This is a genomic window from Streptomyces sp. BL1 (assembly GCF_057628045.1).
Genome location: NZ_JBXYWZ010000002.1, coordinates 6,782,870 through 6,804,028, shown reverse-complemented (window position 1 = coordinate 6,804,028; position 21,159 = coordinate 6,782,870). Strand labels below are relative to the sequence as shown.

23 protein-coding genes and 1 pseudogene are annotated in these 21,159 nt (G+C 71.5%); 7 read left to right on the top strand and 17 right to left on the bottom strand.

Annotated features, from left to right (window positions below):
• Positions 1-203: 203 nt before the first annotated feature.
• Together AC3AGO_RS29790 and AC3AGO_RS29785 are read left to right on the top strand one after the other, a co-directional pair.
• Positions 204-1,700: pseudogene (locus AC3AGO_RS29790) on the top strand (DHA2 family efflux MFS transporter permease subunit); the annotation flags it as partial.
• A 33-nt stretch (positions 1,701-1,733) separates the two neighbouring features.
• Positions 1,734-2,564, top strand: a complete 831-nt coding sequence (locus AC3AGO_RS29785; protein ID WP_487824864.1) for an MSCRAMM family protein — start codon at positions 1,734-1,736, stop codon at positions 2,562-2,564.
• Positions 2,565-2,660: 96 nt separating this feature from the next.
• Here the strand turns inward: AC3AGO_RS29785 and AC3AGO_RS29780 are convergent, their stop codons facing one another.
• Complete coding sequence (locus AC3AGO_RS29780; protein ID WP_487823354.1) at positions 2,661-2,999, bottom strand: BP74-related protein; 339 nt, start codon at positions 2,997-2,999, stop codon at positions 2,661-2,663.
• A gap of 403 nt (positions 3,000-3,402) precedes the next feature.
• Here AC3AGO_RS29780 and AC3AGO_RS29775 point away from each other — a divergent pair, with 403 nt between their 5' ends.
• From AC3AGO_RS29775 to AC3AGO_RS29765, 3 genes are read left to right on the top strand one after another with little or no spacing between them, the layout of a single operon-like run.
• Positions 3,403-4,323, top strand: coding sequence for an FAD binding domain-containing protein (locus tag AC3AGO_RS29775; RefSeq protein ID WP_487823353.1), 921 nt, complete (start codon positions 3,403-3,405; stop codon positions 4,321-4,323).
• Positions 4,320-4,817: a (2Fe-2S)-binding protein gene (locus tag AC3AGO_RS29770; protein ID WP_487823352.1), complete on the top strand. Its 498-nt coding sequence runs from the start codon at positions 4,320-4,322 to the stop codon at positions 4,815-4,817. The genes AC3AGO_RS29775 and AC3AGO_RS29770 overlap by 4 nt, the downstream gene beginning before the upstream one ends.
• 50 nt (positions 4,818-4,867) lie before the next feature.
• Positions 4,868-7,204 (top strand): xanthine dehydrogenase family protein molybdopterin-binding subunit, encoded by a 2,337-nt coding sequence (locus AC3AGO_RS29765; protein ID WP_487823351.1) that lies wholly within the window; start codon positions 4,868-4,870, stop codon positions 7,202-7,204.
• Between the two features lie 77 nt (positions 7,205-7,281).
• Here AC3AGO_RS29765 and AC3AGO_RS29760 read toward each other — a convergent pair whose 3' ends face one another.
• The 12 genes from AC3AGO_RS29760 to AC3AGO_RS29705 all read right to left on the bottom strand — a co-directional run bounded on the left by AC3AGO_RS29760 (position 7,282) and on the right by AC3AGO_RS29705 (position 15,472).
• Positions 7,282-8,751 (bottom strand): lipase family protein, encoded by a 1,470-nt coding sequence (locus tag AC3AGO_RS29760; protein WP_487823350.1) that lies wholly within the window; start codon positions 8,749-8,751, stop codon positions 7,282-7,284.
• A gap of 155 nt (positions 8,752-8,906) precedes the next feature.
• Positions 8,907-10,118: a cytochrome P450 gene (locus tag AC3AGO_RS29755; protein WP_487823349.1), complete on the bottom strand. Its 1,212-nt coding sequence runs from the start codon at positions 10,116-10,118 to the stop codon at positions 8,907-8,909.
• A 221-nt stretch (positions 10,119-10,339) separates the two neighbouring features.
• A complete protein-coding gene (locus tag AC3AGO_RS29750) occupies positions 10,340-11,308 on the bottom strand; it encodes a PDR/VanB family oxidoreductase (RefSeq protein WP_487823348.1) in 969 nt (322 codons plus the stop codon).
• Positions 11,309-11,403: 95 nt separating this feature from the next.
• Positions 11,404-12,168 (bottom strand): IclR family transcriptional regulator, encoded by a 765-nt coding sequence (locus AC3AGO_RS29745; RefSeq protein ID WP_487823347.1) that lies wholly within the window; start codon positions 12,166-12,168, stop codon positions 11,404-11,406.
• A gap of 108 nt (positions 12,169-12,276) precedes the next feature.
• Positions 12,277-12,522 carry a hypothetical protein gene (locus AC3AGO_RS29740; RefSeq protein WP_487823346.1) on the bottom strand — a complete coding sequence of 82 codons (246 nt, stop codon included), beginning with the start codon at positions 12,520-12,522 and terminating at the stop codon, positions 12,277-12,279.
• A complete protein-coding gene (locus AC3AGO_RS29735) occupies positions 12,522-12,989 on the bottom strand; it encodes a hypothetical protein (RefSeq protein ID WP_487823345.1) in 468 nt (155 codons plus the stop codon). Before AC3AGO_RS29735 ends, AC3AGO_RS29740 begins: the two co-directional genes overlap by 1 nt.
• A gap of 419 nt (positions 12,990-13,408) precedes the next feature.
• Positions 13,409-13,789 carry a hypothetical protein gene (locus AC3AGO_RS29730; protein WP_487823344.1) on the bottom strand — a complete coding sequence of 127 codons (381 nt, stop codon included), beginning with the start codon at positions 13,787-13,789 and terminating at the stop codon, positions 13,409-13,411.
• Positions 13,786-14,052: a hypothetical protein gene (locus tag AC3AGO_RS29725; protein ID WP_487823343.1), complete on the bottom strand. Its 267-nt coding sequence runs from the start codon at positions 14,050-14,052 to the stop codon at positions 13,786-13,788. The genes AC3AGO_RS29730 and AC3AGO_RS29725 overlap by 4 nt, the downstream gene beginning before the upstream one ends.
• 128 nt (positions 14,053-14,180) lie before the next feature.
• Entirely contained in the window at positions 14,181-14,516 is a 336-nt protein-coding gene (locus tag AC3AGO_RS29720; RefSeq protein ID WP_487823342.1) for a hypothetical protein, read from the bottom strand.
• Positions 14,513-14,749, bottom strand: coding sequence for a hypothetical protein (locus tag AC3AGO_RS29715; RefSeq protein WP_487823341.1), 237 nt, complete (start codon positions 14,747-14,749; stop codon positions 14,513-14,515). Before AC3AGO_RS29715 ends, AC3AGO_RS29720 begins: the two co-directional genes overlap by 4 nt.
• Positions 14,746-14,904 (bottom strand): hypothetical protein, encoded by a 159-nt coding sequence (locus tag AC3AGO_RS29710; protein ID WP_487823340.1) that lies wholly within the window; start codon positions 14,902-14,904, stop codon positions 14,746-14,748. The genes AC3AGO_RS29715 and AC3AGO_RS29710 overlap by 4 nt, the downstream gene beginning before the upstream one ends.
• 214 nt (positions 14,905-15,118) lie before the next feature.
• Positions 15,119-15,472, bottom strand: a complete 354-nt coding sequence (locus AC3AGO_RS29705) for a hypothetical protein (protein WP_487823339.1) — start codon at positions 15,470-15,472, stop codon at positions 15,119-15,121.
• A 121-nt stretch (positions 15,473-15,593) separates the two neighbouring features.
• Here AC3AGO_RS29705 and AC3AGO_RS29700 point away from each other — a divergent pair, with 121 nt between their 5' ends.
• Complete coding sequence (locus AC3AGO_RS29700) at positions 15,594-16,763, top strand: helix-turn-helix domain-containing protein (RefSeq protein ID WP_487823338.1); 1,170 nt, start codon at positions 15,594-15,596, stop codon at positions 16,761-16,763.
• Between the two features lie 48 nt (positions 16,764-16,811).
• Here AC3AGO_RS29700 and AC3AGO_RS29695 read toward each other — a convergent pair whose 3' ends face one another.
• A complete protein-coding gene (locus tag AC3AGO_RS29695) occupies positions 16,812-17,471 on the bottom strand; it encodes a DUF305 domain-containing protein (RefSeq protein ID WP_487823337.1) in 660 nt (219 codons plus the stop codon).
• Between the two features lie 146 nt (positions 17,472-17,617).
• Positions 17,618-18,232 carry a hypothetical protein gene (locus AC3AGO_RS29690; RefSeq protein WP_487823336.1) on the bottom strand — a complete coding sequence of 205 codons (615 nt, stop codon included), beginning with the start codon at positions 18,230-18,232 and terminating at the stop codon, positions 17,618-17,620.
• A gap of 212 nt (positions 18,233-18,444) precedes the next feature.
• Between AC3AGO_RS29690 and AC3AGO_RS29685 the strand changes: the two genes are divergently transcribed.
• Positions 18,445-18,837 carry an SH3 domain-containing protein gene (locus tag AC3AGO_RS29685; RefSeq protein ID WP_487823335.1) on the top strand — a complete coding sequence of 131 codons (393 nt, stop codon included), beginning with the start codon at positions 18,445-18,447 and terminating at the stop codon, positions 18,835-18,837.
• A 279-nt stretch (positions 18,838-19,116) separates the two neighbouring features.
• Here AC3AGO_RS29685 and AC3AGO_RS29680 read toward each other — a convergent pair whose 3' ends face one another.
• Both AC3AGO_RS29680 and AC3AGO_RS29675 read right to left on the bottom strand, forming a co-directional pair.
• Positions 19,117-20,370 (bottom strand): cytochrome P450, encoded by a 1,254-nt coding sequence (locus AC3AGO_RS29680; protein WP_487823334.1) that lies wholly within the window; start codon positions 20,368-20,370, stop codon positions 19,117-19,119.
• Between the two features lie 193 nt (positions 20,371-20,563).
• Positions 20,564-21,049 carry a hypothetical protein gene (locus AC3AGO_RS29675; RefSeq protein WP_487823333.1) on the bottom strand — a complete coding sequence of 162 codons (486 nt, stop codon included), beginning with the start codon at positions 21,047-21,049 and terminating at the stop codon, positions 20,564-20,566.
• Positions 21,050-21,159 lie beyond the last annotated feature (110 nt).

The following is a 21,159-nucleotide window of genomic DNA, read 5'->3' as shown; positions in this document are numbered from 1 at the left end:
GACACACCACCGCACCGGCGCGCCGGCGCGGAGCCGCTTCGTCACGGAACCGCGGCACCACAGAACCGCCGCGTCTCAGAAGCGCTGTAGCTCAGAACCGCGGCACCACAGAACCGAGTTGAACCGACGCGGACTGACCGACCGCCCGGCCCAGCGGGCCGCCACCACCCTCCGGGGCCGAACCAGAACGAGCAGGACTACGCATGTCAACGACTTCCCTCGACACCCGCGCCGACGGCGCTCCACCGCCCGGCCCGGCACCCGCCGCGAAGGCGGAGCCGGCCCCGCACCACGTGCCGCACCGCTGGTGGGTACTGGTCGTGATCGGCCTGGCCCAGCTGATGGTCGTCCTCGACGCCACCATCGTGAACATCGCGCTGCCCTCGGCACAGCAGGACCTGGGCTTCAGCAACGACGGCCGGCAGTGGGTCGTCACCGCCTACTCGCTCGCCTTCGGCAGCCTCCTGCTGCTCGGCGGGCGGCTGGCCGACCTGCTCGGACGCAAGACCACCCTCCTCATCGGCCTCATAGGCTTCGCCGGTTCCTCGGCGCTGGCCGGAGCAGCCGGTGACTTCTCGGTCCTGGTCGCGGGACGGGCACTGCAGGGCATCTTCGGTGCCGTGCTCGCGCCGTCCGCGCTGTCGCTGCTGACGACGACCTTCACCGACCCGAAGGAACGCGCCAAGGCCTTCGGCGTGTTCGGCGCCATCGCCGGTTCCGGCGGTGCGCTCGGGATGCTGCTGGGCGGTGTGCTCACCGAGCACCTCGACTGGCGCTGGACGCTGTACGTCAACCTCGTCATCGCCGCCGTCGCCATCGTCGGCACGCTGCTCTTCGTCCGCAGGCCCGCCGCCGCGCAGCGGCCCCGGCTGGACCTGCTGGGCACACTGCTGATCTCCGTCGGTCTGTTCTGCGTCGTCTTCGGCTTCTCCAACGCCGAGACGCACTCGTGGGGCAACTGGATGTGCTGGGTCTTCCTCGCGGCCGGTGCCGTGGTGATCCTGCTCTTCGGTGTGTGGCAGACCCGTGCGAAGAACCCGCTGCTGCCGCTGCGGGTGTTCGCCGACCGGAACCGCGGCGCGTCCTTCGCCTCGGTGTTCATCTCCGGCGCCGGCATGTTCGGCGTCTTCCTCTTCCTCACCTACTACCTGCAGCAGATCCAGGGCTACACGCCGGTCAAGACCGGCCTGTCGTTCCTGCCGATGATCGGCATGCTGATGGTGGTCGCGCAGATCGCCACGACCGTGCTCGTCCCGAAGATCGGCCCCAAGCCGATCGTCCCGGTCGGCATGGGCCTGGCGGCCGGCGGTCTGGCCCTGCTCACGCAGCTGGACCTGCACAGCTCGTACGCGCCGCACATCCTGCCGTCCCTGCTGCTGCTCGGCGCGGGACTCGGCCTGGTGATGCCGCCGGCGATGAGCCTCGCCACCCTCGGCGTCGCGCCGAAGGACCAGGGCGTGGCCTCGGCGGCCATCAACACCATGCAGCAGGTGGGCGGTTCGATCGGCACCGCGCTGTTCAGCACCGTGGCCTCCAGCGCCGTCACCAGCTACATGGACGGCCGCGCGCCGACGAAGCTCAACATGGCCAACGCGAGCCTGCACAGCTACTCCACCGCGTACTGGTGGGCGGCCGGGTTCTTCGTCGCCGGTCTCCTCGTCACGCTGTTCCTCTACCGGCGCGGCAAGCCGTACGCCCAGCAGGCCGCGGCTCAGCAGTCCGAGGAGTCCGCGGTGGCCGCTCCGGCTGTCGAGCAGACGGCCACGACGGCCGTGCCGGCGCAGGCCGGGCCTGTCCCGGCCGGTGCCTCCGGTCCCGGCATCCGCGGCCGGGTCGTGGACGAGGGCGGCGCGCCCGTGCCCGGCGCGGCGGTCACCCTCATCGACCCGACGGGCCGTCAGCTGGCCCGCGCCGCGACCGGCCAGGACGGCCGGTACGGGGTGGACGCGCCGGACGCCGGCAGCTACATCCTGGTCGGCTCCGCCACGGGGCGGCAGCCGCGGGTGGCCACGCTCAGCGTGGACGTGACGCCGCTGGACCACGACGTGGTGCTGGCCGGCAGCAGCGGGTTGAGCGGTACGGTCCTCGCCGGCTCCGAGCCGGTCGCGGGCGCGCTGGTCGTGGCCACCGACACCCGCGGCGAAGTCGCCCAGGCGGCCACGTCCGGCGACGACGGCGCGTACCGGCTGACCGAACTGGTCCCGGGCGGCTACACGTTGACGGCCAGCGCGGCCGGCTTCCAGCCCTTCACCAGCTCGGTGGAGGTCGCCGGCGGCGGCCTCACCCACCAGGACGCGCAGCTGCGCTCCGCGGCGGTGCTGCGCGGCACCGTACGGGGAGCGAACGGTTCGCCCCTGGAGGACGCCCGGGTCTCCCTCCTGGACGCGGCGGGCAACGTGATCGCGCTGCGCACGACGGGCAGCGACGGCGCGTACGCCTTCACCGACCTGGCGGAGGCGCAGTACACGGTGGTCGCCAGCGGCTACCCGCCGGCCGCCACGCCGCTCACGGTCACCGACCAGGGCGCGGACGCCTTCGACCTCGCCCTGGAACACACCGACTGACCCCACCGGTCACGAACAAAGGGGCGGCCCCGGCCATGGGAACACCATCGGCCGGAGCCGCCCCCGGGCTTTTCCCGGCGGCAATCGCCCCGCTTACTAGGTGATTTCGCGGACCACGTGGGAATCCCACGGACACCAGTGGCACCCGGGCAGGAACGCGCCGCATGCCTCGTCCAGATGATCCTCGACATACTGCATGTTCGCGTCGCAGACCTCGATCGCCATCTCGAAGAACCGGATGGTCGCCGGGTCGAGGTGGAAACTCCACGTCGGGTTGTACGGCTGCGTACGCTTTATGAGCCTGCCGTGCACGTGGACCTGGGTCTTCTCCTCACCGGAGACGATCCTGCGTGCATGCTTGATCAATTCTTCGTCCTGGACCTCGAAAACGAACTCCTGCCCCGGCTGCTGCATGAAAGCGAATCGTGCCGACATGTTTCCCCCTCCAAGTTCCGTTCGGAACCACTGAGTCGAAGCTATGTCGGCCGAACATGACGGGCCATCACCCGTACGGGTGAACAGAATTGATCAGAGCCTTTTGCGCCAGCCGAAAATGAGCCCGCCCCCGCAATTGACGGAACCACCCCCGCGTGGACGGAACACACAATTCTATTGCGCCGCCCCGACACGGCCTGCCCCACGCCGAGTTCGCATTTCTCCCGACGCACCGCTCCCCCACCCGCCGCCGACGGCACCCCGACGCATCCGGCCTCAACTCGCCGTCGCCGCACCGGCTTCGGGGCAATCAGCCTCCGGGGGCCTTGCCGCCGGGGGCGGGAGGGCTGAGGGTGGGCGGGTGTAGTCCGCCTATCGTGCAGGCGAGCCGGAAGAGGTCCCGTTGAAACCTCCTGTGTTCGAGTACCTGGCACCGCGAAGCCTCGATGAGGCGCTGGAGTTGACGGCCCGGGCGGGTGACGGGACGGTGCCGTTGGCCGGCGGGCAGAGCCTGTTGCCGCTGCTGAACCACCGCAGAGTCCGGCCCGCCACTGTCGTCGACCTCAACGGGCTGCCCGGCCTGGACACCGTGGAGTACACGGGCAGTTCGGTCCGCATCGGCGCGCTCGCCCGGCTGCGCGCTCTGGAGCGGGACACCGCGCTGGCCGCGGCCCTGCCGGTGCTGCGCGAGACCGTACGGCTCGTCGCGCACCCGCAGATCCGCAACCGCAGCACCCTCGGCGGATCGCTGTGCCATGCGGATCCGGCGGCCGAACTGCCCGCCCTGGCCGTCGCGTTGGACGCCCGGCTGCGGCTGCGCTCCGTCGACGGGGAACGCACCGTGGAGGCCCGGGACTTCTACCGGCCCGGTGGGGCGACCGCGCGGCGGCCCGGTGAGCTGCTGGTGTCGGTCGAGCTGCCGCTGCACGACGGGTTCCGGTTCTGCTTCACCGAGGTCACCCGCTCGGGGCAGGGCGGATTTCCGCTGGTGGGAGTCTGCGCCGGCGTCCGGTGCGACGCCACCGGCCGGGTGACCGAGGCACGCCTCGCCGGGGCGGGCGTCGCGGACCGGCCCCTTCGGCTCACCGCGACGGAAGAGGCCCTGACGGGACGGCAGTTCACCCCGCTGCAGGACGACGTGGACGAGGTGGTGACCGCGGCGCGGGGCGAGGCCGACCCGCCGCCGGGCCCGCACGGCAGCAGCGCCTACCGGACGGCCCTGCTGGGCACGGTCGTCCGCCGGGCGCTGGCCCGCCTGACCGGCGAAGGCGACGGCGACGACAGCGAAGGCCGCAAAGGCGACGGCGGAGGGGGCGCGGCATGACCGGGGCACAGATGCGCGAGATCGGCGTGACCGTCAACGGGCAGACGCATACGGCCCGTACGGAGGTGCGTACCCTCCTCAGCGACTTCCTGCGGCACGGGCTGGGCCTCACCGGCACCCATGTGGGCTGCGAGGAGGGGGTGTGCGGCGCGTGCACCGTTCTGCTCGACGGCGTACCCGTACGCGCGTGCCTGCTGCTGGCCGTCCAGGCCGACGGGCACAGCCTGGAGACCGTCGAAGGGCTCGCCGACGGCGGTGAACTCACCGGGCTGCAGGACGCGTTGCGGACCGAGCACGGACTGCAGTGCGGCTTCTGCACACCCGGCATCCTCATGAGCCTCACGGCAGCCGAACGCGAGGGGATGTCCGCGGCGGAGGCCGGTGGCGAGGTGCTGGCGGGCCACCGCTGCCGCTGCACGGGCTACGCCGGCATCCGCGCCGCGGTCGAACGCCGCTGGAAGGAGCGCGCACGGACCGAGGGAGGAACCCGGTGAACGCCCGGCAGACTGCGGGGAGTTCACGTCCCCGGTACATCGGCCGGCCCATGCCGCGTCCCCACGATCCACGGCTGCTGCGGGGCGACGGACGGTACGCCGACGACATCGACGACGCCGCCGCGCTGCACTGCGCCGTCCTGCGCAGCCCGGTCGCGCACGGCCGCATCACCCGCTTCGACGCGTCCGCGGCCCTCGCCGACGGGGACGTGCCGCTCGTCATCGGCCCGGACGACATCGAACGGCACGTGGGGACGCTGCCCACCATCTGGCACATCCCAGGGCAGCGACCCGGCATCCGTCCCGCCGTGCGCACCGTGCGCTACGTGGGCGAGCCGATCGGACTGGTGGTGGCGCGCAGCCGCGCCGCGGCCGAGGACGCCGCCGAACGTGTCGAGATCGCCGTCGAGCCACTGCCCGCCGTGGCCGGCGTCCCGGCAGCGCTCGCCGCGGGGGCACCGCTGCTGTACCCGGAGAACGGCACCAACATCGCGGGCGAACTGCGCCTGGGCGACCCGGAGTCGGAGGTGGAGGCCGCCATGGCCGGCGCCGCGCACATCGTCTCCCGCGAGTTCACCGTGCAGCGGGTGAGCTTCTGCTCCCTGGAGCCGCGCGGCCTCCTGGCCGAGTGGGTGCCGGCTGTGGGACAGCTGTCGGTGTGGAGCAGTACGCAGGTGCCGCACGCCGTACGGTTCGGGCTCGCCACGGCGCTGGGGCTGCGGGTGGACCAGATCCAGGTACGGGTGCCGGACGTCGGCGGCGCGTTCGGCGGCAAGTCCACGCTCTACATCGACGAACTGCTGGTGTGCCTCGCCGCGAAGCTCCTGGGCCGCCGCGTGAAGTGGACCGAGGACCGCACGGAGGCGCTCACCGCGAGCTACCAGGGGCGCGGCCAACGCTCCACCGCACGGCTGGCGTTGGACGATGAGGGGCGCTTCCTGGCGGTGGAGGCGCGGGTGTACGGGGACCTCGGCGCGTTCGCCACCCAGGGCGGCTCGGGCCCGTTCCAGGTGACGGGGCAGACACTGGAGGGCCCGTACCGGTTCGGGCGGGCCGGTGCGACCGTCACCGCCGTCTACACCAACACCGTGCCGACCGGGGCCTACCGCGGCTACGGCATGCAGGAGTCCGCCTGGATCCGGGAACGGCTCGTCGAGGAGGCCGCACGTGAACTGGGCCTGCCTTCAGCCGAGTTGCGCGAACGGAACCTCGTACGCGCCGCGGACATGCCGTACACGACGCGCTCCCAGCTCACGTACGACACCGGCGACTATCCGGCCGCCGTACGCCGCGTCACGGACCTCGTGGGGCGCGCCGCGCCGACGCCCGGTGGCGACGCGCCGCCGTCCGGCCGCGACGCGCCGGGGACGCGTGTCCGGCGCGGGATGGCGGTCACGCCGAGCGTCGAGATGACGGGCTTCGCGCCGACCGCGCTGCTGGAGATGGTCGGCACGGAGGCGAGCGGCTGGGAGGGCGGACGGATCCGTGTCAACGAGGACGGCACCGTCACCGTGTTCGCCGGGGTCGTCTCCATGGGGCAGGGCATCGAGACGGCGCTGACGCAGATCGTCGCCGAACAGCTCGGTGTCGCCATGGAGTTGGTGTCCGTGCAGCTCGGCGACACCGCCACCTGTCCGCACTCGGAGATGTCCTCCCAGGCCAGCCGTTCGGTGGTGCTCTCGGGCGGCGCGCTCCTGCAGGCGGGGGCCCGGATGCGGGAACGCATGGACGGGCTCGCCGCGCGCTATCTGGGCACGGCGACCGAGGACATCCGCCTCGCCGACGGCGTGTTCACCGCGGGCAAGACCGGCGGCACCGCCACCTGGCGGGAGATCGCGGAACGCGGCTGGCTGGGCTGGGGGCGCGCCGAGCACGACCGCATCCAGCTGGAGGAGACCGTCGACTTCGACACGCCGGCGCTCACGTTCGCCTACGCGGCGCACGCCGCGGCCGTGGCCGTCGACCTCGACACCGGAGCCGTCACCGTGGAGGGCTACTGGACGGTGAACGACAGCGGTGTGCTGGTCAACCCGCTCATCGCCGACGGGCAGATCACGGGCGCCGTCGCCCAGGGCCTCGGCCTCGCCCTCCTGGAGGAGTGCACCTTCGACCCGGTCACAGCCCAGCCGCTGGCCACCTCCCTGTGGGACTACGCGCTGCCCGGACCCGCCGATGTGCCCACGGTGGAGGTCGAACACACCGAGACCCGCAGCCAGTTCACGCCGGGCGGCTTCAAGGGCCTCGGTGAGGGCGGCTGCCTCCCGCCGCCGGTGACGGTCGCCAACGCCGTGGCGGACGCCGTACCCGAGATCGCCCCGCATCTGACCGCGACCCCGCTGACGCCGGAGCGCGTGTGGGAGCTGCTGTCCGCGGCGGGGCTCACCTGAGGGGTACGGGGCCGTCCCGCTGAAGCCCGCCCGCCGGGCTCGGGATCCGGCGGGCGGGAGGGTCAACGTGCTGATGGTCAGCGGGAGTTGGGGACCGTCGCGCAGTTGGACAGGGCCGGCTTGCCCGAGAGGCGGTCGGTCAGCCAGGAGATCGCGTCGCCCTGGTCGGTGAGGAGCGGCGCGAGATGGTTCGTGAGGATCTTGTCGCCGAGGTTCGGCAGCTTCAGCCCTTCGTACGTGACGTCGCCGCCCTTGCGGCACCAGTCCACGGCCAACTGGCGGGCCTGCGCGTGCGGAACGATGTCGTCCTCGATGCCGGTGGCCAGCCGTACCGGGCCCGCGGGCTTCAGCTTCCCGATGCGCTGCTTGTCGAGCACTGCCTGGGCGCGGGGCTCGGCGGCGATGATGTCGCCGAGGGACTTGCCGCTGTTGGTCCACTTGGTGCTCTTGGTGAAGCCGTAGCCGAGGATCGCGTCCCCGACGCACATGGTCGACGTGTCCTTCAATGCCTTCCGGCCTTCGGCGTTGACGTTCTCGTCGACGACGTCCTTCAGGTCCGGGTCCGACTGGGCGAATCCGTTGATCGACCAGCCCAGCGCGCCGGCCAGCGCGCTGCCGTCGATGCCCTTCATCACGGCGGTCAGATCGGCGGGCGGCGCCCCGGCGTACGTACCGGCCAGCTTGACGTCCGGCGCGTACGAGGGCTGCAGTTCGGCGGCCGAGGCACCGGCGCCGCCGCCCTGGCTGTAGCCGTACAGGCCGACCCGCGAGTCGTCCCTGATCGACGCCCCGGGTACGGAGCGCGCCGCGCGGACGGCGTCCAGCAGCGCGTGCCCCTCGTCGACGCGGTTGACGTACGTGTGCAGCCGGTCGGTCGCGCCCAGGCCGGCGTAGTCGGTGACGACCACTGCGGCGCCCTTGGCGAGAAGGCGATAGATCGACAGATTCTCGTAACCGACGGACGTGGTCTTGCCGTTGAGTGTCAGCGGGTGCTCCAGTGCCAGGGACGGGGCGCACTGGTCGCCCTGCCCCATCGTGCCGGAGGCGACCGCCACCAGAGGGCGGGGGCCGTCACCCTTCCACTTCGCGGAGGGCTCGATATAGGAGCCGGTCACCGCGACGGGCTTCCCGTTGGAGTCTGTCGACTTGTACATCAGCCGGGTCGCGGTACCCGGCATCGGACGCCCGTCCAGACCGGGAAGGCTCAGCCCGAGGGGCAGCGGCTCCTTGCGGATCAACTCGCCATTGGCGGCGGGCAGTTCGAACGGCGGATCGTAGAATGCGGGGATCGGCACCCCGCGCGACTCTCCCGCCTCCGGGTCGGCGTCGGGTTGACCGGCGTCAGGTTGACCGGCGGCGGGCTCCGCGGTGGAGGCCGGCGTCGTGGCGAAGGCCGACGACGCGGACAGCCCCACACAGGCGGCCGCGGCCACGACGGTGGCCAACAGCCGTACGCGGTCGGGTCTGTGGCGCGGGGCATGCGCGCGGTCGGTCTCGCTTTCCGACACGACGGCGATGGAACGCGAACGGGTTCTCGTGCGGCTCACGACTCACTCCTCGCTCTGCTCCGATGCAGGTGAGCGCAAGCTAGCAGCGGGGTCTTACCGTAGGTAACTCCCCAGTAAGTTACGTTGCGGTAACTATTGCCTCGGGCAACCGTACAGGGGCGGCTGCTCTCCAACTTCCGTCCAGATGCCCCGGCTCACACACCCCCGGCCCGCAACGGCAGTGAAGTGAAGGCGCGCAGCGTGTTGTTGAGGTGGCGGCGGGGCGGCGCCGTCGGCGTGAGCGTCGGTACGCGCGCGGCCAGCGCGGTGAGCAGTGTCTCCGCTTCCAGGCGCGCCACGTGCTGTCCCACGCACTGGTGGATGCCCATGCCGAAGCCCACATGCGCCGACGCGTCCCGGCCGAGGTCGAAGGTGTCGGGGTCCGCCCAATGACGCGGGTCGCGGTTGGCCGAGCCGAGCAGCATCAGGATCTTCCCGCCGCCGGGAACGGTGCACCCGCCGAGGTCGACATCCCGCACGGCGGTACGGAAGAAGGTCTGCACGGGCGACTGCCACCGCACCGCCTCGTCGAACGCCATCCGGGCGAGCCGGGGTTCGGCCCGCAGCCGCTGCCACTCGCCGGGGTGCGTGGCGAAGGCGTGCAGTACGGCGGCCAGCCCGTGCACCGTCGTGTCCACACCCGCCGTGAGCAACGACCGTACGACCAGCGGCGCCTGTTCGTACGTCAGCTCCCCGCGGTCCGCTGCCGCCCAGATCGCCGCCCCGAAACCGTCCCCGTCCAGCGCCTCCCGTGCGCACTGGGCGTTCACCCACGCCGCATGCTCTCCCGCGTGCGCGGCGCCCCGTTCGACGAGGCCGTTACGGGGGCCGAAGGCGTTGAACGCGAAGTCCCCGTACGGCAGCAGGTGTTCGCGCCCCTCAGGCCGCAGGCCGACCGCGTCCGGGAAGACCCGCAGGGGGAACGCCTCGGCGAGCGCCGGTACGGCGTCGAACTCCGGGCCCTGTGCCAGTACCGAGTCGACAAGCTCCTCGGCTGCCGCCGACCACCGTTCGCGCAGCCGCCGCAGCGCTCGCGGCCCGAGCAGGCCGGACAGCACCCGCCGCGGTGCGTCGTGCAGCGGCGGATCGGCTTCGAGCAGCAGACTCGGCGGCCGCCACGGCTGCTCCGTACGGAAGTCGGCGAGGCCGACGCCGGCGGAGGACCGGAGGTTCTGCCAGTCGGTGAGGGCCGCCCGTACCTCCGCGTACCGGGGCAGGGCGTGCACGTCGTACCGGCTCAGATACACAACCGGCCCGGCGGCGCGCAGTTCGGCCTGCAGCGGCAGCGGATCCGACAGGTGGCGGTCCGCGAACGGGTCGGCGTCGTGCACAGGTGAAGCGGATTTCCGTACGGCCGGCATCGGCATCAGGTCTCCCGGGGCAGTCAGAAGTCACAGCACGGTCAGAGGTCGCAGCGCGGTCAGAGGTCGCAGCACGGTCGGTCGGTGGCAGTGCGGTCAGTGGTCTCAGCGCAGTCGGTGGCAGCGCGGTCGAGGTCGCAGCGCAGTCGGTCGGTGGCAGCGCGGTCAGAGGTCTCAGCGCAGGCGATGGCAACGCGGCCGGTGGCAGCGCGGTCGGATCGCCACAGTCAGAGGTCGAGGACGAGGCGGTCGGTGCGGGAGCGGGAGACGCACACGAACATGCAGTCGCCGGCCTCCCGTTCACGGTCGGTGAGGACCGCGTCGCGGTGGTCGGGGCGGCCCGCGAGCACCCCGGTCTCGCAGGTCCCGCACGTGCCCTGCCTGCAGGACGAGAGAACGTCGACACCCGCGCCCCGTACGGCGTCCAGCACGGACACCTCCGGCGGCACCGTGACCGAGGTCCCGGTCCGGGCCAGCTCCACCTCGAACGGCGCGTGCCGTACGGGCGCCGCCGCGGGGGCCGCCGTGAACCGCTCCGTGCGCACGGAGTACGCGGGCCATCCCGCGGCGGCCCCGTCCAGGGCCGCCAGCAGCGGGGCGGGCCCGCAGCAGTACACCTTCGCGCCGGAGCCGGGCCCCGGTTCCGCGAGCCGGCCGGCCAGGTCGAGCAGCCCGTACTCGTCCTCCGGCACGACCCGCACCCGGCCGCCGTACGGGGCGAGTTCGTCCAGGAACGCCATGGAGCTGCGGGTCCGGCCCCCGTACAGCAGCTCCCAGTCGGCCTCCAGCAGGGCCGCCTGACGGATCATCGGCAGCAGCGGTGTGATGCCGATGCCGCCGGCGATGAAGAGATATGTCGAGGAGGGGACGAGGGGAAAGTGGTTGCGCGGCCCGCCGAGGCCGACCGTGTCGCCGGGGGCCAACCGGTCGTGTACGTACGCCGATCCGCCGCGGCCGTCCTGCTCGCGCAGCACGGCGATGCGGTACGTGTGCGCGTCCCAGCGGTCGCCGCACAGCGAGTACTGGCGCGTCTCCCCGTCCGTCAGGAAGAGGTCGATGTGCGCGCCGGGCGTCCAGTCGGGGAGCCGCTTCCCCTCCGGGTGGGCCAGGGTGAGCGCGACCACCCCGTCGGCCACGGTCTGCTTCTCCGCCACTCGCACCGCCGTGGCCTGCCGCGTGACTCTTGTGTCCGCCAACTGCCGCCTCCCCTCACCGGGTTGCCGGCTCCGTCACCGGCTGCTCCGCCGGAAGCATGCGGGGGTGCGCGGCCCGGCCGCGACGGGGTTCTCACTCAGTGGAAGGGGCCGTCGGCATTCGCCGCCGGAGTACGGGACGCGGCGAGTACGCGGGAGATGCCGCGCGCTGCGGCCGTCACCACGGGCACGACCGTACGGGCCGCCGTCCGCTGGTCGTTGGGCACGATCGCGGAGAGCGCGGCCACGACGGTGCCGCGGCCGTCCCGTACGGGGGCCGCGATGCCGAGCACGTTCTCGTGCACGTATCCGGGGCACATCGCGTAGCCCCGGCGGCGGATGTCGTCGAGCACGCCGCGCAGCCGCGCCGGATCGGTGGGGGTGTGCCGCGTACGGGCGGGCAGCGGAGCCCGCAACGTACGTTCCCGCAGGTCGTACGTGCCGTGGGCAAGCAGGACGAGTCCGCTGGAGGACACGTGCAGCGGCATCCTCCCCGCGATGCGGGTGTAGTTGAGCACGGCTCCCGGCGCGGAGAGCCGCTCCAGGAACAGCACGTCGTCGCCGTCCAGTACGCCCAACTGCACGTGGTGGCCGACGCTTTCGTGCACCCCCTCCATGAGGGGCATCGCCGCGTCCCGCAGCCCCAGCGTGGGCGAGGCCCGCATGGCCAGCTCCCACATGCGCACGCCGACCCGCACCCGCCGGTCCGGGCCGCGCGCCAGCAGTCCGTGCCCGACCAGTTCGGCCACCATCCTCGACGCCGTGGCCAGCGGCAGCCCCGAACGGCGGGCAACCTGCGACACGGTCAGACTCGTGTCCTCCGGCGTGAACACGTCGAAGATCCGCACAGCCCGCGACAACACGGACTCCCCACCACGGCCCGTCTCCCCACTCCCCGCACTCACCACCCCATCCTGCGGCACGCTGCCCCGCCCCTCCAGAGCCATGCGCCTGCCGTGGCGGCGCGGGACTTACCGGCCGTGCTTGCGTTTCCAGTCACACCAGAGCTGACGGAACCCCTGTTTCAGGTCGCCTGCTTCACGTACGGGGACGTCAACTTCCATGTACGCGCTGAGGAACTTCACGACGCGCTTGCCCAGGTAGTACCCGGCAGCCCCCGCACCCACGAAACCGCCCCAGCCGAGGGCCATGGGATCCAGGCCGAAGTGCGAGTACGAGCCCACGATGCCGCCGAGGACGGCACCGACAACGGTCATCACAAACCGCACCCCGTCGGAAACACTGCCGGACCCTGAGTACACGTCAGCCCGCCGCCCTCGTTCTTCTGGGCCTTCTCGCCGCCGCTGTCGGACTCCGAACGGGCCCGCGTGATCCGTCGGACGGTCAGGGCGCCGCCGACCACGAGGCCGATCGCAGCCGCAATGGGCCGTGGGACGTCACCTCCCGACATCGCCAGCACGCAGTTCGCAAGAACCAGCCCGGTCCAGACGCCGTACACGACCGCGACGAACGTCCGGACACGACGCTTATGACGCCATGCGACGTCTGCCCAGTCGAGCGCGTAGGCGAAGCACGCGAAGCCGAACACCAGGAAAAAGACGCCGAACAGCCCCAGGACGTCGGAAACAAATACGACGCCGCACACGACGACGGCCGCCAGATAGAGACGAAACTTCCCTTTGGCTGACATCTCATTCGAGCCGTCGAGACTCGCGTCACTCATGACTCACCGTCCTGCTGCGGATCGCTGCCGTCGTCGTCGCTGTAGCCGTACTCCGCGCGGAGCCGCTGAAGCCGCTTGTCTTCCGTGTCGCGTCGTGCGAACCGCCACGTGACCCACGCGGCGCCGCAACCGCTGACGGCCGGGGCCGCATGGGCCAGGGGGCCGGTATGTGGCCCATGGATCGGTCTCCGTTCGGTCTCGTCCTCGGCGATGAATCCGGGGGACCCTAGGAGACCGCGAAGCGACGCGGAAAATCGATCAAGGGATCTGTTGCACGACTCACGTACGCCGACCGACAACCGGCGGACTGTCACCGCAATGACGCCGATTCTGCCTATGCCGCCACCCCACGCACCAGACCCTCAACTCTCCCGCCAGGTAGACGTTTTACTCCCCCGTGAATCCCCCGGCAGGGGCCATTAGCAGAGCCTTTTCGCGAAGCACGGCTTGCCCATGATGGTGGCGAGGTGCCACACGATGAGAACGGTCATAATCACTGAGCCGATCAGGAAGCAGTAGCCGCCGGTCCGGGTGGTCAAGAAGCGGCCGACGAGGCCCAGTTCATCGTCCGGGGTTCGCGTGATGATCCGCGTGACGTTCCATGCGATGCACGCGCACGCGAACACGGCCGCAGCGGATACGGACAGTACGAAGACACCGAACAGCGCCTGCGTGACGCCTCCGGTAAGGGCTGCGCCAAGCACGAGGTACATGATCCGGGTCAGCGTGACCGTGACCTTGCCGGGCTTCTCATCACTGGCACCGGCACCGGGCCCCTGGATCGGGTGGTGGGACATCATGGTTCGGCGGTCCCCTCCGGTCCCGTCAACGTCAGGCCCGCCTTCCGGCGGCGCTCGCGGTGGATTCCGCAGATCTGCCAGAGATTGCTCACGGTCATCGCGCCGTAAAGGGCGGCCGCCAACACGGCCTTCCACGGAGCGCCGTTCACGGAGAATTCCACCACCAGGTAAACCGTGCAGAGCACGAGGATGACCGTGGACGTCCACAGCAACTGCAGTCTCCGGCGGGGCGACATGCGCCGCCAGAGTGGTGTTCTGCCCATGGTTGCGTCTCCGTCTGGTCCGGTCCTCGGTGATGAATCCGGGGGACCCTAGGAGACCGCGAAGAGGAGCGGAAAATCGATCAAGGGACCTGTTACACGGCTCACGTGGTTCAGCAGGCGGATACCCCTCACAACTCGTCCTCCGCGTCGTCGTTGTAGTACTCCGCGCGGAGCTGTGCGAGTCGCTTGTCTTCCGCGCCTCGCCGCGCGATCCGGCGGGCGGCCCATGCACCGCCTACGCCGCCGACGAGCAAAGCCCCACCGGACAGAACGTCGCCGCCTGTTGGGGACAGCCGGAGGACTGCCGACAGCCCCGGCCCAAGGAGTCCACCCAGGAGCACGCCCAGAACGCCGTACACGATCGTGATGCAGCCCGTCGCCTGTCTTTCCGAGAGGTCGCTCCGGCCGAAGGGGTCCTGGAAGAAGCCGTGCGGGGTACCTCCGCCACCGCCACTGTCACTCACAGCTCGCCCTCCCGGAGTTCCCGCTCTCTCAGCTCCCGTTTCATGCGCCGGATGGAGATGACGTTCGCGGTCGACGTCATGCCCAGGGACAGGAGCGGCAGCGCGAAGATCCATGGGCTGTCAGCGAAGAGCGCCGTCACCCCTCCGGTGACCATGAATGCCGCCGAGCTCAGCCCGAGCACCTGCGCGGTACGTATCCTCCGGCGGGTCGGCGGGCCCAGGGGATCCGTCACGAGAGACCTCCTGCACCCTCGGCTGCGCGCTTGCGCCGCTCACGCAGCACCATGACGAACCAGCAAACGAACAGGACGCAGGCTGCGGCACGACCGACCACCTGCAGCACCGAAGCGCCGTCAATGATGTCGAAGACAAACGCGGTCGCGGTCAAAACAATGAACGCTCCGTGTGCCCACTGCGCCCACCGCAGAGTGCGTGGGGAATGCCGCCCGTCATACACGCTCTGGCCACTCACTTTCGCGGTCGCGTTCGGTCTGGTCCTCGGCGATGAATCCGGGGGACCCTAGGAGGCCGCGAAGAGACGCGGAAAATCGATCAAGGGGCCTGTTGCGTGGCTCACGTGCGTCGGCCCTGCGCCGCCGGGATCAATTGGAGCGGCCTTTCCGCCCCTCCCCCGCCGCGAGCCGCGCTCCCCTGCTCTCGGCAATGCGCAGGGCGTCCTCGAGGGCCTCGCCGAATCGCGCGACAAGAAAACGTAGTTCGCGTGTCGACACCGTCGGCTCGTCGAGCATGTGCGCGCCGTGAGTGAGGAGTTCGGCGCCCATGGTCAGTTGCACGGCTTCCAATTCGTCGGCGAGGCGGGCGATGTACCCGCCGTCGCCGGCGGCCGACAAGTAGCACGGTTTGCCGTCCTGGCCGCTCCACGGGAGCAGCCGGAGTGGTGACGCGGCGCGCGCACCCTCCGACCGCTCACAGTCTTCCGCTCGCCATCCGTTCATGTCGGTTCTCCCTGTCCGGAATCGGTGATGCCGTCCAGGCTTCATGTGGGTCGGCGTATCCGGGAGTTGACTGACGGTGACTAGAATCGTTGTCAACGGTCACCACTCCGGAGAGGCAGCGATGGCCGACTTCGCAGAACGGGTCCGTGCCGCCCTCGCCGCACGCCGGCAGACGGTCCGCGGAACCGCCCGTGCCCTCAATTACGACCCGGCCTACCTGTCGCGGGTCCTCAACCGCAGGCAGCTCCCCTCCGCGCAACTCGTCGACGCACTCGACGAGTTCCTCGGCTGCGACGGCTCGCTGCGCGCCGACGTACGGCCGGAACCCCTCGCCGGGCCGGACCGCTCCGCACCGGGCAGCGAAGCCGACCTGGCGTATCTGCGGGAGACCGCCCGGCATCTCCTCGACCACGACAACCGTCACGGCGGCGACCATGTGGCTTCCGTTGCCGTGCAGGTGTGGCAGTCGGCGCAGCGGAAGCTCGACACGGGTGCGGTTCCCGAACGGCATCGGCGCTCGTACGCGTCGGCCGTCGCCGAGCTGGCCGAGATCGCCGGATGGCTCCTGTACGACGCGGACCGGCCGGAGGCGGCCCGTACGGCGACGCTGGAGGCGCACATGCTGGCCCGCGGGGCCGGGGACCGGCCCGCGCAATGGTTCGCGCTGACCAACCTCGCCATGCAGGACGTCGAATACCGCAGGCCGGCGGAAGCACTGCGCATCGCGGACGACCTGCTGTCCGGGCTGCGTGTGCCGCCCCGCGTCGCCCTCCTCGCCCGCGTGCGCCGGGCCAGGGCCCTCGCCCTCACCGGTGAGAGGCGGCGCGGGCGCGACGAACTCGCCGCCGCGCGCGGTGCGCTGGACGACTCGTACACGGCCCGCGACCCGGCTTGGACCCACTGGGTCGACGCGTGTGAACTCACGGGCCACGAAGGCGATCTGCTGCTCGACCTCGGTGAACCGGACGCCGCGCTGACCCGCTTCCGGCAGGGCTTCGACACGCTGGCGCAGTCCGCGGGGCCGAACGGCCGCAGACTGCTCTTCTACACCCTCGCCCTCGTGAAGGCCTCGGCCGCGTGCGGTGCGTGGCAGGAGTGCGAGGCGGCTCTCGCAGAGCTGCCCGCGCAGCTGGAGGAGGTGAGTTCCGGGCGGTTCCGGCGGAGGCTGGGGCCGGTGCTGCGGGACCTTTCGCGGGACCCCGGCGCGCCGGCCGGGGTCGTGTACGCGGCGTGCGATGTGGCACGCCTGGTCCGGGGTGCGCCGCCCTCCGGGGAGGGCGGGGACGGCTGACCGGGCCCGGCCCCGCGCGGGCGTGCGCGGGGCCGGAGTGGGGGTGGGTCAGAGGGAGTTGTGGAGGTGCTGGAGGTGGTTGATCTCCTTGGACTGGGACTTCGCGACGTCGGAGGCGAGCTTCTTGGCCGTCGCGTTGCGGCCCTTGCCGCTCTCCTCCTCGGCCATGTCGATCGCGCCCTTGTGGTGGTCCACCATCAGCTTCGTGAACCGGCGGTCGAACTCCTTGCCGTCGGCCGCCTTCAGGGCCTTCATGTCCTTGTCGGACAGCATCCCGGACATGCTGTGGTCCATTCCGCCGTGGCCGGCGGACGTGGGCTTGCCCCACGACTTGAGCCAGGACTTCATCGTCCTGATCTCCGGACCCTGCGCCTTCTCGATGTCCGCGGCCATCTTCCGGACCTCCTTGTCGGAGGCCCGGTCCGCGGCCAGTTCGGACATCTTCAGCGCCTGCTCGTGGTGCGGGATCATCATCTGCGCGAACATCACGTCCGCGTCGTTGAAGGCCCCCGGCGCCGGGGACTTGCCGGACTTCGGCTGCTGCGAGGAGCCGGAGCCGTGGCCGCTGTGGCCGCTCCCCTTCTCCGTACCGGACTGGGATCCGGACTGCGTGCCGGAGTCGCCGCATCCGGCGAGGACCAGCGCCCCCGCGGCAACGGCTCCCGCGACGGCGAGCAGGCGGCGGTGGGCAGACTTGTGGGCGGTCATGGTGAGACCTCGTTCTCTGTGCTGTCGGTGCTGTGGACGGTCGAAGCGCGCACGCGGAACGGACGCACGTGTGGCGTGCGAGGCGCGTGCGGGCAGCGCGCGGACACGCCCGTACGCAACGGGCGCCCGTACGCGAGGAGTTCGGCCTAAATCCGCAGGATCGACAGCTGAGCGAGGGTGGGCGGACGCGGCGGCGGGTCGGTACGCAGGAGGCGGACCGCGTACGCGAGCAGGTTCGTCGGCAGGCCGCGAAGCCGGACCAGGGCCGCACACAGCAGGCCGGCCAAGGCCCACACGCTGAGCACGGCCAGGCACAGGCCGGTCATGTCCATTCCCTCACCGGGCTCGTGCTGCGCGGCGACCCCGGCGGGGTCGTCGGCGACCGGGCCGGGCGGAACGTCCATGTGCGCGCCGCCGTCGAGCGCGTGGCCGGTGGAGGTGTGGGTTGCGGGGGCGTGACCCGCCATTGCGTTGCCCGCCGCCGAGTGACCGGCCGCGGCGTGTTCCCCAGGGGCGTACGCACCGGATCCCGCGTACGTACCGCTGGCCACGTGCGAACCGGACCCCGCGTGCGTACCGCTCCCCGCGTGCGAACCGGACCCCGCCTCCGCGCCGCTCGCCGCGTGCGCGCCCCCGTGGCTTCCGGAGCCCGAAGAGCCGTCGGGGTGGCCGAGGGTGTGCATCGTGAAGATGCCGAGGACGAGCGCGACAACCAGCAGGAGACGCCGCACGGCGCCGCCCTCCTGTGCGCTTCCGCTCATCCTCATTCCGGTACCTCCCGCCCCGACCCTACCTACCGGGGAGGGGTATCAGCACACACCCCCTCCCGGAACCGGAGCGAGTCCCCCGAGCGCCGCCGACCCGCAGACCCGCCGGACGGCACGGCCCACCAACGGACCAATCACACCGGTTCGGGGCCCGCCCGGCGGAACCTGTAGCACGTTCGTGAGCTACCGCACTACCGGAGGTTTCTGTGCGTCCTTCCCGTGTTTCGGCCGCGCTCGGCGCAGCCGCCGCGTCCCTGCTGCTGGCCGTCACCGGCGTGGCTCAGGCCACGCAGTCCGCGCCGCCCGCCAAGCCGTACGGCACCGTCATGGCGTCGCCCGGCGTGAACGCCCGTCAGTATCTGAGTACCGACTCCTCGGTGCGTGCCGTACTCAAGCACCGCCAGCAGGTGGGGCTGGACTGCAAGGTCCGCGCGCAGAGCGTCGAGGGCAACACCGTCTGGTACAAGCTGCGGGGCGGCCAGCGCTGGGTCCCGGCCCGGTACATCGCCAACACCGGCGAGGTGCCGCTGTGCAAGACCAAGCACCCCGCCAAGCTCTCGCAGAAGGAGAGGAAGCTGTCGGGTCTGGCCAAGGGCTGACCTCCGCCGCGGACCGCCGCCGCGGACCGCCGCGTTCCCGCCACGGGCCCGCGCGTCCGCCGCGGACCGCCGGGTGCGTGACGGCTCCGGCCACGGCTCCCTCGTCCCCGTCCCCTCCCCTCGGGACGGGGACGAGGGCTGTACGGGCCCCTCCCACGGGCGCCCCCTCTCACGGGTGGCCGCTCTCACGGGCCGCCCCTCTCACGGGCGGCCCCTCCCACGGGCGGCCCCTCTCACAGGCGGCCCCTCTCACGGGCGCCCCCTCTCGCGGGCGGCCCGTCACACTCCGGACCCCACCGGGGTGAACCGCACCGGCAGCGAGGCCGGGCCGCGGGTGAACACGCCGCGCTCGACCGGCACATGGTCCTCCTCCAGCCGCATGTCCGGCATGGTGTCGAGGAGTTGACCGACTCCGACCTCGACCTCCGTCTTGGCGAGCAGGGCACCGACACAGAAGTGCCGGCCGAGGGCGAAGGCGAGGTGTCCCGCGGCGGCGGAGAACGCCGTGTCGGCGTCCAGGTCGTCGCGGAACAGGTCGAACGTGTCGGGGTTGCGGAAGCGGCCGCCGTCCCGATTGGCCGCGCCGATGAGGCAGTTGACGGTCGCACCGGCCGGCACCACACCGCCGGAGAGCTTCACGTCCTCCGACGGCTCACGGTTGATCATGTGGACGGGCGGTGTGTAGCGGAGGGTCTCGGCGAGCGCTCTGCCGATGAGTTCTCGGTCGGCCCGTACGGCGGCGAGCTGCTCCGGGTGCTCCAGCAGGTTCCGCATGACGCTGGCGATGGCCTTGTCCGTGGTCTCCCCGCCCGCGGCGAACAGCAGGCTGATGAACGCCTTGATCTCCTCGTCGGTCATGCGCGTCCCGTCGATCTCCGCCTCGCACAGCGAGGACAGCAGGTCGTCGCCGGGGTGTGCGCGGCGGTCGCGGATGACGGGGATCATGTACGCGGCCAGCTCGTCGCGCGTACGGAGGCCGGCAGCGGCGACCTCCGGGTTCTGGGAGAGGTTGGAGAAGAACGCGACGATCGCCGTGTACCAGGCGTGGAAGCGCGGATGGTCCGCCTTGTCGAGGGCGAGCATGTCGACGATGACGTTGATGGGGAACCGGGTGGCGAAGTCGCCGACGAGGTCGGCGCGGCCCAAGTCCCGTACGTTGTCGAGGAGTTCGCGGGCGTTCCGTTCGATGACGGGCCGGAACCGCTCCTCCAGCATCCGCCCGCGGAAGGCGGGCGCCACCAGGGCCCGGCGTACGGCGTGTTCGCGGCCGCTCATCTGGACCATGGTGCGGCCGTGTACGGGCTCCAGCTGCCAGTCGTAGTTCCGCGTCGTGAACACCGGGTCGCGGAAGGCGCGTTGGACGTCCTCGTGCCGGGAGATCAGATAGCTCCCGGTGCCCTCGTGCCAGTGCAGCGGGTACTCCTCCCGCAGGACGCGGTAGGCGGCGTACGGATCCGTCATGAAATCCGTCGAGAGGATGTCGGGCGGGACGGGCCGCGGGGAGGCCGGTGTGGGGGCAGGGGTGGAGGCCATGACGCTCCTCGGCAACTGGAGAGCACGCAGGGGGCGTTGCTCTGACGCCCGCTTACGCTAGGGACCCCCGGCCCCCCGGTCCAGGGCGCGGGCCCGCCTCCGGCCACGCGCCCCTCGCCCCCTCACGCCCCTCGGCGTCCCGCGCCCCCGCGCCCCCTCCGCGCGGCACGGCGGGCCTGGCGGCGCGGCACGGTCAGGGGGCGTCGACGGACTCCCGGGCGTGGGGCTTGGCCGCGGCGACGAAGCCGCCGATCAGCGCACGCGTGCTGTCCCTGCGGGCCTCGAACGCGGCCCGGTCCGACACCTTGTGCATGCCGTCGATGGCCTGGAAAACCTCCTCGGCCTGCGCGACCAGACCGGAGTCGTCGGTGACCATCTGCACGCGGAACAGGGCCTCTTGGGCCTCGGCCCGCAGGTCGTACGAGCGGACGCGGGCCTCGGAGGACTGGTCGCGCAGGGTGTCGCTGTTCTCGCAGAACCAGCGGTGCACCATGCTGCGCCGGAAGTTGACGAGGGTCCCGGCGAAGCCGCTGTAGACGTCGAGGCGCTCCTGGCGGAGCCTCTCGTCCCGGGTGAACGTCTCGCTCCGGGCGGCGGCCCGCTGCTGGAAGCGGTGTGTGAGGCCGGCCCCGAGGAGGGTTCCGAGGACGGCGACGATGCTGGCGGCGAGGGCTTCCACGGGGTCAGTCGAGCACACGCGAGGGAACGGCCGCCAGCCGTCCCCGGTTTCGGCACGGAAGGGGAACCGACGGGTTCCGGTTGCCGTCTTGAGGGGTGGCGGGCCCGCAT